Raw genomic sequence first — 14,919 nt, 5'->3', positions numbered from 1 at the left:
GCTTAGGATCGCCACAGAACTGCATCTGGTAGTTGAAAATATCGCCGCACGGCAACGCGTGTCGCCTGCGGGATCGGAAGCGACCCGCGCAGGCGACACGCCATCTATTCCTCTCCCTGGCGTCAGAATTTGTAGCCGACAAAAGCAGAAACGGAAGGCTGGATTTTTTTCTCGACGACTGGGCTATCCGCGGCATCTCCGGTGAGCACTCCGATGCCCGCTTCACCGCGCACCAGCCAATGATCGCTCAGTGCGTATGTGGCAGAGGCAGAAAAATCGACGCGCTTCAAGCCTGCTTTTGCCTTATATTCAGGGAGGCCTGAACGTGTCGACTGAGCGGCATCGACGCCAAAATAGGCCTGCATATGTTTCTCATCGGCCACGATCGCTTCGGCGCGTGCGCCCAAAATGAGACGCTCCGTGACCGGGGCCGAGTACTCTACCCCAAACTTTCCAATCAAGCTTTCGCTGCCACCGATAGTCTGGTCGACGCTCGCATAGATTTCGACCGGACCCCAATCATAGCCGACTTTTGCGCCGACTGTTGCGGCGAAGTTGATGTCGCCGAGACCGCGGAGGCGATCACCGTCACCCTCATCTCGTCCCGATTCGTAGCCAACCTCAGCGGAGATGGAAAATCCGCCTTGATCCAGGACAGTAACGCTGATCCCACCTGGATCGATTTCCAACCATTCGCCATAGGTGAACACCACGAAGGGGATGGGGCTGGCTTTAAATTCATCACTCCCTTCGTATTTGGGCTCGTAAGAAGCGCCGGCACCAATAATCAGGCTCCAATTGCGCTCCGGTTGGCGTTTGTCGAAACGCTGCTTGTCGAAAGGTGGCTCCGGCGTCTGCTCCATGGTGGTCTGGTCGGCGCCATAGGCGTTTGGGGACAATCCAGCAACGCTGAATGCGGCGCATAAGGCGAGGGGCGAAAGACGCCGCTTGGCTTTTTTAAGATGTAGCATAAGGGCTCCAGAACAGGTTATCAGTCCCCCCAACAGAGGAGCCTGCGACGGCTTGTGTTTCATGCCGGAGCCCTCCGGTGCATGTTTTTTTGTTACGCTTTGTTGCAGACGCCGCGATCGGCAACGAGGCGGCCCTGTCGTAACAAAACGTAATAATCGCGCAGTAGGAAACGCGGGATCTCGTAACGGAGTTCGACTATACTCCTGCTTTGCTGAGCGGCCTCGGCTCAAGCGCGCTTCGCAATTCGAAAAGGGTGCTCATGTTCTTCCGCCGGCTTCCAGGCCTATCGACCATCCATAGTCAGATCACGGGCATTATTCTTCTCGGCCTCACTATTACCGTTTTAGGCGGCTCTTTTTTCGAGCAGCGTGTTGAAAATGAATATCCGATAGTTGACGTTGAGGAGCTCGCCGACAGTGTGTTTACGATAGGTTCCCTCCTCAAAACTGCCACGCCCGAAGAGCGCGACGTCGTTCTTCAGGCAGCCAATCGTGCCGGTTGGGATCTCAATCTGCGGCCTCGTGCCTTGGCGGAAACGTTCAAGAACTCATCGCCGCAGGAAAGCGTCCTGGACGCGACGATAGATTGGCTTTTTTCCCCCGACGGGAGGCAGATGCCACTTGGTGGCTGGCAAACATTTGTTGATGGCGAGCGCGTCGTCTCAACCGAGGTTGACGATAAAACAATCCTCGTTCTGGGCGGTCTTCCAAGCACGGCGTTCTGGAGTGAGGTCCTCGTCCGGGGGCCACACTATCTACTGGCGCTCATCACCTTGATCGTGCTGTTTTCTTCCTTCGGGGTCTGGGCGATCACGCGGCCGCTGCGGAAGATTGCTTCAGCGGCTGCGAATGCCGACATCACGTCCGGCCGGGTAATCTTCGAAGAGAAAGGCAGCGTGGAGATCGTCGCTGTTGCACGCTCCTTGAACGAGATGAGCGATCGTATCACCGATATGATCCAAGGCAGGACGCGGATGCTCCGCGGGGTGAGCCACGACCTGCGCACGCCATTGACGAGACTAAGACTTCGAGTAGAGCGGGTCGGCGACGGGCAATTGCGCGATTTATTGCTGGCGGACATCTCTCGCATCGATAGCCTTCTCAAAGAGAGCCTCAGCTATCTGCGTGACGACCATCATCGAGAGCAGGTGGAAACTATTGACCTGGCAACGACGCTGCAGACGATCCGCAGCGAATTCGACGATGTGGGTCATAAGATCAATTATATCGGCCCCAATCATCTGTCCGCCAATTGCAAGCCTCTCGCGATGACCCGTGCAGTGACCAACCTCTGCGAGAACGCTGTGAAATTTGGCGACAGGGTCACAATCGAACTGAAGCGAAGCGGAGACAAGGTGGTGGTCGACGTATCGGACAATGGTCCCGGGATACCGAAGGAATCACGTGCTAAGGTGTTGGAGCCATTCTTCAAACTGAATCCGGCGAGAACTGAGGGCAACGCTGGGTTCGGGCTGGGATTGTCCATCGTTGCGGAAGTGGTGCAAGCTCACCGAGGAACGCTGGAACTGTTGGACGGGGAGCCGTCCGGGCTGTTGGCGCGGTTAACGTTTCCGGCAACTCTCCAGGCCGACGGCGTCGCGGCCTAGTTTCGGTGAGCGTTTGGGCAAGTGGCTTAATCCGCCGCGTGAAAGCGAATACGCTGGATAAATGCGGCGATATTGAAATGAAGCTGTGCGGGATCGGTAACGATCGCGGCATGTCGATCCTGGCCTAACGCCGCTGCGAACGTTCTTGAATGTCTTCCGGTACTGTTGTGGAGGCATGCGCGCCTGCCTCCACATTGTCGGCAGATCCGGGGGCAGATATGGGATTTGTGCGCCAAGCGTGTGGAACAACGGGGTCCGGGCCGCCGGTGAGGGAAGCCAACATCGCGTCCGCCTGATTGAAATATTGTCTGATCCATGGGACGGGACCGACCCCGAATCGCCTTGTCGAGCCCCAGCGCTGGCCCTTTTCGACCATCGTATCCCAAGGCCTGGGTTTCCCGTGAAAGACGATGATCCTCGCGTTCCGAGGCTGCTTGATCCTCGGCAAAAGCAGATTGATCGGAAAATATTTCGTACAGCTTCTCTTGAAGCTGACACAGAAACTTGTCGGCCAATAACTTCTTTGCCTCACCGCATGTGTCAGGTAGGATTGGTCGTTTTTGAATTGCGCCATAATCGCGTCAGCGTTGCATATAAAATCGTGGTAAATTCCGTCGGCGTTTCCCGCATGAAATCCAAAGACGGACGACTGAGCACCCCGGTCCGGCCTGAAGCTACTTGGCAGGAGGGTCCAGAGATCCGGGTTCCATTCCCGTTGAATCATGAAATGACGGCGCTCTCGAAGCAGCCCGATCAGCGGGGCGAGCGATCGTTGGACCATGACGTCAAGATCGAGGAAAAGCACAACGTCTCCGGGTGGGAAAAGACCCGGTGCAAACACTCCGATCTTGGGCCAGCAACCTCGTCTCCACGCCTGTTCAGGCAGGCCGAGGTTCGGGATTTGGCGAGTGAGAATGCTGGAGGCAAGGCCGCGACGATCGTCCGTCAAGCAGACAAAGTCGAATGGCTCCTCCATGTTACGCAATACACCGGCATACAGAGCATTGACATGGCGGGAGGTGAAGGCCGCGCCCCATTTCATGCAAACAATCGTGACCAACATGCCGCTCCATTCGAGAATCTGGAGACGGTTTAAGCGACTTTGGCGCGGGTGATTGTTTATTGTTATTATATCACATTGCCGACGATTATCATTGATGTCGGCGCTGCGGCTAGGTCTGATCGATATTGTCGAAGGCAAGCTGCAGTCATTTGATTGGATTGAAGTATATTTCAACGGTCCGACGTTGCCATATGGCGCCGAGCGGCGTGGCTGACCGCAGATTCGTACTTCAAGGCCCGAGCGCGTTTGCCTCGGCCTTGGTTGCGAAAGGCGGGAGTGCCTCCGCAATGCGCTACCGCATGGCATCCCGCCGGGCAGCGGCGTCACGGGTAGCCCATTTTACGAAGAGCCGGTTCGTTGCGGAAAGGAACTTGCCAAGTTCGTGAGGGCCGCCAACAAAGGCTAAGGTAGCCCGATCGGGTAACACAATCCTTCATTGACCCAGGCATGCGCGCCATTTTCGACGATGAACACGAGATATTGCGTATTCATCCGGTTGCCAAGACGGCATCATTGCTGCACCACCATGTGCAGGACAAACTCGACTTTGCAAATGGGATCAAAGCTGAATGCGCATACGATATGGTTTCCTTGGCCTGTTCCTTGCAATCGCACCGTCGGCATACTCCTCGGAACTCGGGCCGCCGCCGGTCTTGTCTCCGCTACAGGAGCAAGCGCAAGCTGCTCATTTGAGTGCACAATTCCTGACACGTTATGCTTACAAGCCTATCCCACTTAACGATGCCTTGTCGGCTAAAATTATGGATCGGTTTATCGAGTCTCTGGATTCCGACCGGAGCTTTTTCCTGCAAGCCGACATCGACAACTTCACGGCCGACAGCACCAAGATCGATGATGCCATCGTCGGCGAAGACCTGAAGGTTCCGTTTTCGATCTTCAACATCTATTCGCAGCGAGTTGTGGACCGCATGACATATGCCCGCAACCTGCTCAAACAGGGCTTCGATTTCAGCGTGAAGGAAGACTATCCCCTGTCACGCGACAAAGAGCCTTGGCCGAAATCCGAAGAGCAAAGTAATGATCTCTGGCGTAAGCGCGTCAAAGGCGACTGGTTGCGTTTGAGACTTGCGGGTCAAGGCGATGCGGCGATTCGCGATACCCTCGACAAACGTTACAAGAATATCCTGGAGCGCGTTTACACATACAAGAGTGACGACGTGTTCCAGTCATTCATGGGCGCCTACACCACGTCCGTTGATCCCCACACAGACTATTTTGGCGCCGCCGCTTCGGCTAATTTCGACATTTCGATGAAGCTCTCACTGGTCGGTATCGGCGCGGTGCTGCAGGAGCGCGATGGTTACACGACGGTCCGCGAGCTCGTACCGGGTGGACCCGCGCAACTGTCCGGAAAGCTGGCGGTCGGTGATCGCATTATCGGTGTCGGTCAAGGCGATGACGGCGCCGTAAAGGAAGTCGTGGGCACGCGCCTTGATGAAGTCGTGCAAATGATACGCGGGGCGAAAGGTTCCGTTGTGCGCTTGGACGTCTTGCCAGCAGATGCCGGAGAGAGTGGAAACCGCCGCGTCATCAGCCTGGTGCGAGACAAAATCAGCCTCGAAAAACAGGCCGCAAAGAAGACCGTCCTGCCCATAGGGGATAGCGGTGTCGTGCGCAGAATTGGTGTGATTACCTTGCCGGCGTTTTACGAGGACTTCGAAGCCCGGCGAAAGGGCGACAAAGACTACAGAAGCGCAAGCAGAGACGTTGCCAAGCTTCTTGGCGAGCTGAAGCGGGAGAACGTTGACGGCGTCCTGATCGACTTGCGCGACAACGGTGGAGGCTCGCTGGCCGAGGCGATTGATTTGACAGGCCTGTTCGTCGGGAAAGGGCCGGTGGTTCAGCAGCGCGACGCCGAAGGCAAGATCAAGATAGAAAGCGATGATCTGTCCACGCCCGCCTGGGCGGGGCCGCTCGGGGTATTGATCAATCGCGGCTCAGCGTCGGCCTCAGAGATTTTCGCTGCAGCGATACAGGATTACGGTCGCGGCGTGATCGTCGGCGAGCCTAGCTTCGGTAAGGGTACGGTGCAAACGGTGGTCGATCTTGACCAGGTGGCCCACAACAGTAAACCGAAATTCGGTCAACTGAAGCTGACGATTGCGCAATTTTTCCGCGTCGATGGCGGGACGACACAGCTGCGCGGCGTGACACCAGACATCAGCTTGCCGGGCCTCTCTGACCCCAGGATTCTCGGTGAGGCGAGTTATGACAATGCGCTGCCCTGGGCCCAGATCAAGCCTGCAAATTATGCAGCCGCAGGCAACATGACTGCGTTGCTGCAGCAACTGCAAAGCCGGCATGATGCTCGGGTGCAAGACGATCGGGATTTTCAACGTTTCGTAGAGGACGCTGCCGAACTGAAGGCTCAACGCGAAAAAAGTGTCATCTCCCTCAATGAAGTTGAACGTCGAAACGAACTCATTGCGCTCACGACCCGTCTCAAGGCGCGCGAGCAAACAAACGACGGTTTGGTTCCCGGTAAAGATGATGGATTGCAAGCAAATGAGCGTAGTTTGAGCGCCGACATCGCGATCGAGAATGCCCGCAAGAACGCAAAGGACGTCTTGAGGAACGAAGCAGCCTCCATTGTTGCCGATGAGGTCGATTTGTTGAAAAATGTTCGAAAGCAATAGACATAATGACGACAGCCCGCGGATTTTCCATGATTTCGGCGAAGCCACCTCATCTAAAATGTTCTGAATAGCACGGGCCAAGTCAGCAATAGACCAGCGCGCAAAATTAGGCCAATTTGCAGCTGTCAAGCAGAAGCATAGCCGCCCTTCGTCGGCCGGAGCACAAGAGGCGCGAAAAGCGCCCCACTCAGCCATCGATCGGCCGTTATCGACAATGTTGGAGGATGAATTGGCTGGTCGTCTGGACGGAAAGGTCGCGCTTATCAGTGGCGGCGCGGGTGGGTGCGGCCTTGCCGCGAGCGAGCTGTTTGCCCGAGAAGGCGCTGCAGTCGGGATCGTCGATCTCCCGCATAGCCAGGGGGCGGCGGTCACCGCCCGCTTGCGTGAAGAAGGCCTGAAGGTAGCATTTGCACCCGCCGACGTTTCCGACGAACTGCAGGTGAAACAGGCAGTAGACACGATTTCAGCAGAACTCGGACCGATAACGGTGCTGTTCAATCATGCCGGAACGATCATCATCCGGCCGTTCCTGGAAACCACGGTGGAGGATTGGGATCGGCTGATGGCCATCAATGTCCGCAGCATGTTCCTGATGACGCGGGCAGTTCTGCCGCAGATGATCAAGGCCGGTGGCGGGTCCATCGTCTGCACATCGTCGATCTCGGCGGTCGCCGCGACACCGATGGAAGTTCTCTACGATACGACCAAGGGCGCATGCCACATGTTTGCCCGGGCGATCGCGGTCGAATTTCGCGACCGCAACATCCGCTGCAACGCGGTGTGCCCCGGTTTCATCCAGACGCCGCATGGCCAGAAGGAGGTCGAAGAACTGACCCGCTACGGGATTGACGTCTCGGACGCGGCGATCGCGGCTCAGCAGGGTAGGATGTGCCGGCCGGACGAGGTCGCCAAGGCGGCGCTCTACCTCGCGAGCGACGACGCCAGCTTCGTCAGCGGTACCCATCTGTTTGTCGATAATTGTTTTACAGCGATGTGAGGGGAAAACATGGCTCTGGAAAAAGGCGGCCTGTGGCGCAACTGGGTCGGCAATCAATATTGCGTTTCACAATTCAAGGCGTCGCCGGAAACGGAAGCTGAAGTGGCGGAGCTTGTCCACGAAGCCGACAGGCGCGATCTGGCAGTCCGTGTTTCGGGCTCGGGACATTCCTTCACTCCCGTCGTCGGCACCAACGGGCTGTTGCTGTCGCTTGCAAATCTGCGCGGCGTGCAGAACATCGACCGCGAACGGAAGCAGATCACGGTGGCAGGCGGAACGCGCATCAACGAAGTCGGCAGGACGCTGAAAGAACACGGTCTTTCCCTGATCAACCAGGGCGACATCGACAGCCAGGCCGTCGCTGGCGCGTTTACGACCGGAACCCACGGAACCGGGATCGAGCTCGGAAACCTGGCCTCGTCGATTGCCGGCATGCGTATCGTCACCGCGAGCGGGGATGTTCTCGATATCGACGGTCGCGACAGGGACAGGCTGCATGCCGCCCAGGTCTCTGTGGGAACGCTCGGGATCATCTCCTCGCTGACGCTCAACGTGATGGACGCCTATAATCTGCACGAGCGTCTCTGGCGCGACGATTTCGAGACCTGCATGGAGCGTCACGACGAACTGGCATCAAAGCATCGCCATTTCGGCTTTTTCTGGTGCCCGACACCGGAAAGCCGCCATCTATACTGCCTTCCCGACACGTCTGCGGTATCGAGCACGAACAAGCTGGCCGATGTCTGCGAGATGAAGGTGATGGACATCACAAAAGCCGCTCCGATGGAGAGCGAATTCGAAAAGATCGCCTATAGTTCCGAGGTCTATCCTATCGAATACGTGCCGAATTTCGTCGAACTGGAATATGCGGTTCCTCTCGAACACGGCAAGGCCGCGGTGAGGGCGGTTCGGGATCTGATGCTGAACAAGCACACCAACTGCATCTATCCGATCGAATATCGCTTTACCGCCGGCGATCCCGCATGGATGAGCCCCTTTCACCGCCAGGACAGCATCACCCTGTCGGTGTCGGGTGGTCCAGGTATCGATTACTGGCCTTTCCTGAAGGATGTCGATCAAATTCTCGAGGGATACAATTCCCGCCCGCATTGGGGAAAGATGCATTTCCTCGACACGGACGACGTCACAAGGCTTTACCCTCGCGCCAAGGAATTTCGAGAGCTGAGACGGGATCTGGATCCGAAGGGCCGGTTCCTGAACGACCACTTGAAGATGTTATTTGGATAAGCGTCAAACCAGTCGAGCCTTGACTGGGCGCTTCGGCCACCTCCTTGCTGAGGAGATGGCTCATAGTTGCGGGGTTGCTCGGGTTTGTGCGTTCAGGTGCGATCAGTGTCGCAGCCATCTGGCCAGCGCTCGAATGCCACCGGGCGACCCTTTGGGCGCAACCAAAGGCAATCCGGAACCGCGTTCGGGGCGTAGTATCGTCAAGGGTATGGACCGCCAGCGCGATAGTGGTTATTTGCAGGGCTTGTTGCGATGCTGAAACGTCGCCGAAACATCACCGCATACACCCAAGGCTTCCCAAAGTGAAAAAAGTCCAACGCAGCTTTGCTGTCGAATACAAATCTGGTCGACGAAAACTCAATTCCAAACCGAACTCGATCTGGGGAGACACGGATCTCAAGTCCGTTGCGCAAGATCTGCAGGACGAGGCAATGCCATTTCTGCCGGTAGGTACTCAGGCTGGCAGCAGCGATATGTCGTTCTCTAGAGAAGAACAGGCCGCGGCGTTGTTGACACTGCCGATTGAGCAGGAGACAAAGGCATTGGCTTTACAGGAGACCATAATGGCCGACGAAAACAATACGATGACTAATGCTGACACGCCGGCCGCAGCGGCGCTTGATGTCCCGAAGAAGGAACGCAAACCTCGCGCCAGGAAGGCCGCGCCTGAAGCGGCCCCCGTCGCAGTTTCGGCGCAACCGGCAGCGGCTTCAAATGCCGCAACTGAAAAGCCGAAAAGAGGGCGTAAGGCAAAGTCTAACGAAGGTGCGACGAGTGCCAAGCGCGCGCCTGTCAAACGTGCTCCGAAGGCTGTACAGACAGCGACTGCACCATCGGTGCCGGCTGTTGATGAGTTCGCGGATCTTCTGCAGCTGGAAGAAGAAAACCAGAGACTGCGTAAGCTGCTGGCCGAGAAGCTCCGTGCTGAGAATGCCGATCTGCGAAAGCGGCTCAACCTCGGCTGAGCGGCAGCATTCGGCCAAGCGCTGGCCGCATTTTCATGCTTATCGCAATGAACATTTTGGCGGCAGTCAATCCTGCCGCCAACGCTTTTGCTCGCAGTCCGCATGCGGGGTAGAATTCGAGGTTGAATAAAATGGCGTCTCCATGGAAACTTCTTGCTCGGCTGGTGTCACCGCGCCGTCAGCAGAGGCAAGAACACGGCTTGACCGATGACGTGAAGCCGGAGGTATTGGCCATCGCCAAGCCGATCGAAACCGCCGCCGACAACGGGTTGAACGCCGCTAATCGTCCGGTCGACGAAAAGCCGGTCGCTTACGATCGATCGGGGGCGGTGCCAGTGGATACTGATCGTTCCGAAGAAACGGCAAGCGGTGTTCATGGCACTGTAGATATCGAAGGCGCCCGGCCCCTGGACGCGGCTGATCCGGCATTGTCCGATAACGCTGATACAGCCGCACACGACGCACCGAAGCCCTCGCAGGCTGGCGAAGGTGCAACGCGAAAGCGCAGCAGCCGGGGCAAGAAAGCGGAAAGGGTTGAAGTCGTTCCCCCACCCTCTCCAGGCGTTCCCACCGTTTCTGACGACGCAATCAGCCTTGATGAAGAGATCAGGCTGCTCCGGAACCAGCTGGCGAGAAAGCTTCAACTGCAAAATGCACAACTGAAGAGGATGTTGGAGCGGTTCGAACGCTGAACGTGTCACTGTCCCCGTTGTCAATCGAGCCAAGTGAACTGGCAGAGCTCTCGTGAAGACGTAATCCATACGGAATCTGCAAAATTCAAACGGCAGCAGAATCACAACCCGTGCCGACCGTGACCCTGTCTCGGCGGAGCATGCGCCGGACATCACAATGTTGCCGGACACCATGCAGGGGCAAGACAAATGCAATTTACAACCGGTCCCGAGCCTGACCTGAAGGTTATATAGAGCACGTCCAGCAAAAGTGCGTCAGCGGTTTTGCGTCCGGACTGCGTGAAAACAAATAGATAGAGCATTTCAGGTGATCCGGTTTTCACCGGAAATGCTCTAGGGCGCCCCATCACCGAGTGCAAAAGCGACCGCGGTGGTGGCCAGGGTCGCGATGAGCAAGAACGCCGCGCCGGCAATTAACGCCGACGGGAGCGACGTCCAGGTGAGCATCGCACTCGAAAAGATGATGCCTATGGAATTGGCCGTCCGGAGCAAGGCGAATATCTCGGCCCTTTTGGACGGGGGCGAGAGCCTGTCGAGGACGACCGAATAGTAGGTGCCCAGAGGCGCTATCATCAGCCCCACGATGACGCAGCCTAACGCCGAGAGTTCGACTGAGTGGCGCAGCGAGACCAGCATTGCCCCGGTGGTCGCCGCTGCAAGGAGAAGGATCACCGTCCCCCGCCGCGCCAGGCGGTTGCGCACGCTCACCCACACTCCGCCACACACGGAGGCGATGCAAAGCGCCACCGTGAAAATGATGCCCAGTGCAGGCTTGAACTCGAAATCTAAGGCCAGGGCTACGGCGCCAACCTCGATGACGCCCACTGCCGACCCACCGGCCATTGCGCAGAACAGCCAGAGCAGGATCGAGGGTCTGATCAGGGTGCCATCCGCGGCAACCGGCGCGGCGGCGCCGGCATGGGGCAGGCGTGGAATCAGGAGAAGCGGCGCGCCTCCCAAAAGGGTCATGACACCGATGGCGAGGGGCGGGGACAATGCACCGAGGAGGGACGCTGCGACGGGCGCTGCGACAAACGCCAGTTCGTTGAGGGTTGCCGCGATCCCCAAGGCCTTGAGCAGCCGCGCCGGTTCGACGATGTAGTTGAGAACCGACCGCATGTAACCGCTCGCCGCTCCATTGACCAGGCCGGCGGCGGCGCCGGCGACGACCATCCAGACGAACGGCGCCTCGCAAACGGCCAGGACAGCAATGATCGCCAAGGCGAGCGTCCTGATGGCGATCAAGAATTTCAGATACCTGACCGCATTATAAGCGCGCCCGAGCCGGGCCACCGGCACGGCGCCAAGAACCTGTGCCACCGTCATTGCCATGACAATCGCAGCACCGCTTTTCGCGTCGCCGGTCAGAGGTAGCGCCACCAGGGCGAAGACGATCGGTGCGGCGGCCTGCGGCGCCGACAACAGGCTATTTGACACGAACCAACGGACAAGGATACCGCGCGCAGGAGGCGTCAGAGACGGGGAGGTATGGGATGCGAAGTTCAATGGTTTTATGTATCCCGGGGCCGCCGCCTATGATTTGGTCTTAAGGGTCGCCCCGTATGGGCGTTGCGATTTTGACCCTATCAGCAACATGCTGGCGTGCAACCGATGGAGTGCAACTCTTGACTTTCCGCGAACCCACCGGTCTTCGCGCATTTCGCCAAGGACAGCAGATGCAGTGGGGCAGGGGCCTCTAGATCTTCTGCTGCAATCTGGCACGCAGACCCTCTATGGCTCCTGGCCGTCGATCTTCCGGCATGACCGACGACAATCATGAGTAAAGCGAAACCAAGCCCCATGACTGCCCCACAAATCCTCATGCTTCCCAAAATTGCGCTTGATGGGTCCTGTTGGTCCGTTACAAGACGACGATGGCCACGAAGCAAAGAATTTGGGATGTATGGCAAAAAAGGCATATAGCGGAACCTCCAAAGTCAATCGCGCCGATGAGCCTCGCGAGCGTATCGTTGCGGCCGCGCGCGAAGTATTTATCGAGCAGGGGTTCGATCTGGCGACGGTTCGCGACATCACGATGCGGGCCGACGTGAACGTTGCTGCCGTCAATTATTATTTCGGCTCCAAGGAAGAGCTCATCAGCGAGGTGCTTAACCTGATGATGGAACCCTACACCCATGCCCGGATAGAGGCTTTGGAAAGATGCGAGGCCTCAGCCCGGCCGGGATTCCCGATTTTAGAGGAGGTCGTCGGGGCTCTTGTCCGACCGATGGTGCAGTTCAGCCGTGATGCCTCAGGGGCCCGTCCTTTGACGCGGCTGATCCTGCAGGTCCGTTCGCGGCCGCGTGAATCGACCAACCGTTTTTTCATACGCCGCGTCGATCCTGCCGTCTTCCGTTTTATCGACGCCTTCAGTCGAGCACTACCGGATATGCAGCGCCGCGATATTTTTTGGCGCTACAATTTCTCGATTGGCGCCATCATGCAGGTCCTGATCGATTCAGACCCGGCTTCGTACCGCCTCAAGCAACTGTCAGGCGGCCTTTGTGACACCGATGACGACGAAGAGATCATCCTTCAGCTCTCGAGGTTTATCTGCGCTGGATTTCAGGCGCCTGTCATCGGTCGATGATCCTAATGGCACAGAGCTTACAAGTATATATCGGTAAAGCAATATATACATTGGTTTTGAATAAAATTCGGCACCAAATCGGAATTTTTTCGTGAAAAATATCTTTTTTATTGCAACCTAAGAAAAATGATTGGGAATATATTTCGAATTTAGGGCGGCTTTCTAATGCCCCTGTGATCGAGCGATTATTTTTCCGACATCGGCGGCCGCTGCTTGATTATTGGGCGATTTGACCAATTAAAGTCATTGACTCCGCCCTGCCTCAAATTATGTTTCAAACACTGTTTAACATCCACGGAGTCATGCAATGACCGCAGCTGCCCCCAAGATCACCGGATCCTTCGTTGCCTTGATCACCCCGTTTGACAAGTCAGGCGCTGTCGATATGGGCGCATTCCGCGCATTGCTTTCCTTCCATGAGGAGAATAACACCTCCGCCGTCTTGATCATGGGCTCGACCGGCGAGGTATCCATGCTGTCGGCTGACGAGAAGAAGAAGATCATCGTCGAGACGTCGAAAATGAAAACGGCCAAGATGCCGATCTTCTTTGGCTGCACCGGGAACAACACGGACGTTACGATTGAAAATGTGAAGTTCGCCAAGGATAACGGCGCGGACGGTGCCATCCTAGCCGCTCCGGCATATATCTGCGCCCCGGAAGCGGACATCGAAGGCTATTTCCTGGAGGTCGCCGATGCGACCGACCTGCCCCTCGGGCTCTACAACAACCCGCCGCGGGTGAAGAGCGACCTACATTGGGACCACCTGCTGCGCATCTTCAAACATCCCAACTACGTCATTCACAAGGAATCCACCGCGCGCGTCGGCCAGGTTGCCCAGGTTCTCGCCGCCCGTCCGGATGTCTCGGTAATGTGCTGCGACAGCCCCAATCTCGGCCTCGTCGTTCCGACAATGAGCCTTGGTGGTCATGGCACCGCCAACATGGGCGGCAATATTGCTCCAGCCGAAATGGCGGTGATGTCACGTCCGTGGACGAGCTATGCCGAAGCCGAAGGGTTCCGCGACAACTATTTGAATCTTCTGCCGCTGCTGCACTACAATTACTCGGCCATCAATCCCGTGGCCGTGAAATCGCTGATGAAGGCTGTCGGACTGCCGGCTGGCGAACTGCGGCGGCCATTGACCGGCCTTGAAGGCGAGGCGCTCGCAAAGGGCATTCGCATCGTCCAGGATCTCGGCCTCGACAAGAAATACGGCTGGAAGCTGCAGTCCGCTTCGGCCTTGGCCGCCTGAGGCCGGGCCGATGGATCTCGGGATATCCGGTCGGAACGCTATCGTTACCGGCGCAAGCCGGGGCATGGGCAAGGCCGCCGCAATGGCTCTCGCGCGGGAGAATGTGGATCTGACCATTATCGCCCGTACGCCCGACACACTGCAGGCGACAGCCGCAGAAATCCGAGCGGTTACCGGCGCCCGCGTCACCACAATCGTCGGCGATATAACAACGCTTGCCGGTCGTGAAGCCGTCCTGTCAGTCTGCCCAAAACCGGACATCCTGGTCAACAACGCCGATGGCGAGCTGCCCGGCGATTTCCGCAACTGGTCTCGTGAGGACTGGTTGCGGGGCATCGATCGGATGATGCTGACACCGATCGATATGATGCGTCTCACCGTGGACGGAATGATGGAGCGCGAGTTCGGCCGTATCGTCAACATCGTGTCGCGGAGCGTCAAGATCGCCCAGGTCGAGCTTGGCATGTCGAATGCGGCACGCTCGGGCCTCGTCGGCTTCGTCGCTGGCCTAGCTCGACAGACGATCGCCCATAATGTGACGATCAACAATATTCTCCCGGGCATAGTCGCTTCGGATGGCCAGCGCCAGCATGTCGAGGTGCTTGCTCAGGAAAGCGGCCGCTCTTTCGAGGAAATCTGGGCCGCCCGTGCGGCACAGAACCCGGCCGGCCGCTACGGACGCCCTGAAGAAGTTGGCGCCTACATTGCCTTCCTCTGCTCGGCGAATGCCGGCTTCGTCACCGCCCAAAACCTGCTGATTGATGGCGGGCAATATCCCGGAACGTTCTGACGGTCAGAATGAAGCGGATTACCTCCCGCCGCTCGCTACCGGGAAAAATCTGCCGATGCATACAATGACTTTCGACTGCATAAA

Annotated in this window: 12 protein-coding genes; 9 read left to right on the top strand and 3 right to left on the bottom strand. The window is 57.4% G+C overall.

Features of this window, described 5'->3' with window-relative positions:
- Positions 1-122: 122 nt before the first annotated feature.
- Positions 123-1,034 (bottom strand): MipA/OmpV family protein, encoded by a 912-nt coding sequence (locus tag J2857_RS22075; RefSeq protein ID WP_245363661.1) that lies wholly within the window; start codon positions 1,032-1,034, stop codon positions 123-125.
- A gap of 197 nt (positions 1,035-1,231) precedes the next feature.
- Here J2857_RS22075 and J2857_RS22070 point away from each other — a divergent pair, with 197 nt between their 5' ends.
- Positions 1,232-2,578, top strand: coding sequence for an ATP-binding protein (locus J2857_RS22070; protein ID WP_210012216.1), 1,347 nt, complete (start codon positions 1,232-1,234; stop codon positions 2,576-2,578).
- Between the two features lie 124 nt (positions 2,579-2,702).
- Here the strand turns inward: J2857_RS22070 and J2857_RS22065 are convergent, their stop codons facing one another.
- Entirely contained in the window at positions 2,703-3,641 is a 939-nt protein-coding gene (locus J2857_RS22065) for a hypothetical protein (RefSeq protein WP_210012215.1), read from the bottom strand.
- A 569-nt stretch (positions 3,642-4,210) separates the two neighbouring features.
- Between J2857_RS22065 and J2857_RS22060 the strand changes: the two genes are divergently transcribed.
- The 5 genes from J2857_RS22060 to J2857_RS22040 all read left to right on the top strand — a co-directional run bounded on the left by J2857_RS22060 (position 4,211) and on the right by J2857_RS22040 (position 10,200).
- A complete protein-coding gene (locus J2857_RS22060; protein WP_210012214.1) occupies positions 4,211-6,298 on the top strand; it encodes a carboxy terminal-processing peptidase in 2,088 nt (695 codons plus the stop codon).
- A gap of 229 nt (positions 6,299-6,527) precedes the next feature.
- Positions 6,528-7,295 (top strand): SDR family NAD(P)-dependent oxidoreductase, encoded by a 768-nt coding sequence (locus tag J2857_RS22055; protein WP_210012213.1) that lies wholly within the window; start codon positions 6,528-6,530, stop codon positions 7,293-7,295.
- 9 nt (positions 7,296-7,304) lie between these two features.
- Positions 7,305-8,543 carry a D-arabinono-1,4-lactone oxidase gene (locus J2857_RS22050; protein ID WP_210012211.1) on the top strand — a complete coding sequence of 413 codons (1,239 nt, stop codon included), beginning with the start codon at positions 7,305-7,307 and terminating at the stop codon, positions 8,541-8,543.
- A gap of 302 nt (positions 8,544-8,845) precedes the next feature.
- Entirely contained in the window at positions 8,846-9,508 is a 663-nt protein-coding gene (locus tag J2857_RS22045) for a transcriptional regulator (protein ID WP_210012210.1), read from the top strand.
- A 131-nt stretch (positions 9,509-9,639) separates the two neighbouring features.
- Positions 9,640-10,200, top strand: coding sequence for a hypothetical protein (locus J2857_RS22040; RefSeq protein WP_210012466.1), 561 nt, complete (start codon positions 9,640-9,642; stop codon positions 10,198-10,200).
- A gap of 333 nt (positions 10,201-10,533) precedes the next feature.
- Here J2857_RS22040 and J2857_RS22035 read toward each other — a convergent pair whose 3' ends face one another.
- Entirely contained in the window at positions 10,534-11,622 is a 1,089-nt protein-coding gene (locus J2857_RS22035) for an MFS transporter (protein WP_210012209.1), read from the bottom strand.
- 481 nt (positions 11,623-12,103) lie between these two features.
- Here J2857_RS22035 and J2857_RS22030 point away from each other — a divergent pair, with 481 nt between their 5' ends.
- The 3 genes from J2857_RS22030 (at position 12,104) to J2857_RS22020 (ending at position 14,835) form a co-directional block, all read left to right on the top strand.
- On the top strand, positions 12,104-12,790 hold the full coding sequence (locus J2857_RS22030) for a TetR/AcrR family transcriptional regulator (protein ID WP_210012208.1): 687 nt from the start codon (positions 12,104-12,106) through the stop codon (positions 12,788-12,790).
- Positions 12,791-13,097: 307 nt separating this feature from the next.
- On the top strand, positions 13,098-14,045 hold the full coding sequence (locus J2857_RS22025; protein WP_210012207.1) for a 4-hydroxy-tetrahydrodipicolinate synthase family protein: 948 nt from the start codon (positions 13,098-13,100) through the stop codon (positions 14,043-14,045).
- 10 nt (positions 14,046-14,055) lie between these two features.
- Positions 14,056-14,835 (top strand): SDR family NAD(P)-dependent oxidoreductase, encoded by a 780-nt coding sequence (locus J2857_RS22020; protein WP_210012206.1) that lies wholly within the window; start codon positions 14,056-14,058, stop codon positions 14,833-14,835.
- The last annotated feature ends 84 nt before the right edge of the window (positions 14,836-14,919 follow it).

Origin of the sequence: Neorhizobium galegae, from assembly GCF_017877055.1 — a bacterium.
Classification (GTDB): domain Bacteria; phylum Pseudomonadota; class Alphaproteobacteria; order Rhizobiales; family Rhizobiaceae; genus Neorhizobium; species Neorhizobium galegae_D.
This window is presented reverse-complemented; position numbering and strand designations above follow the sequence as displayed.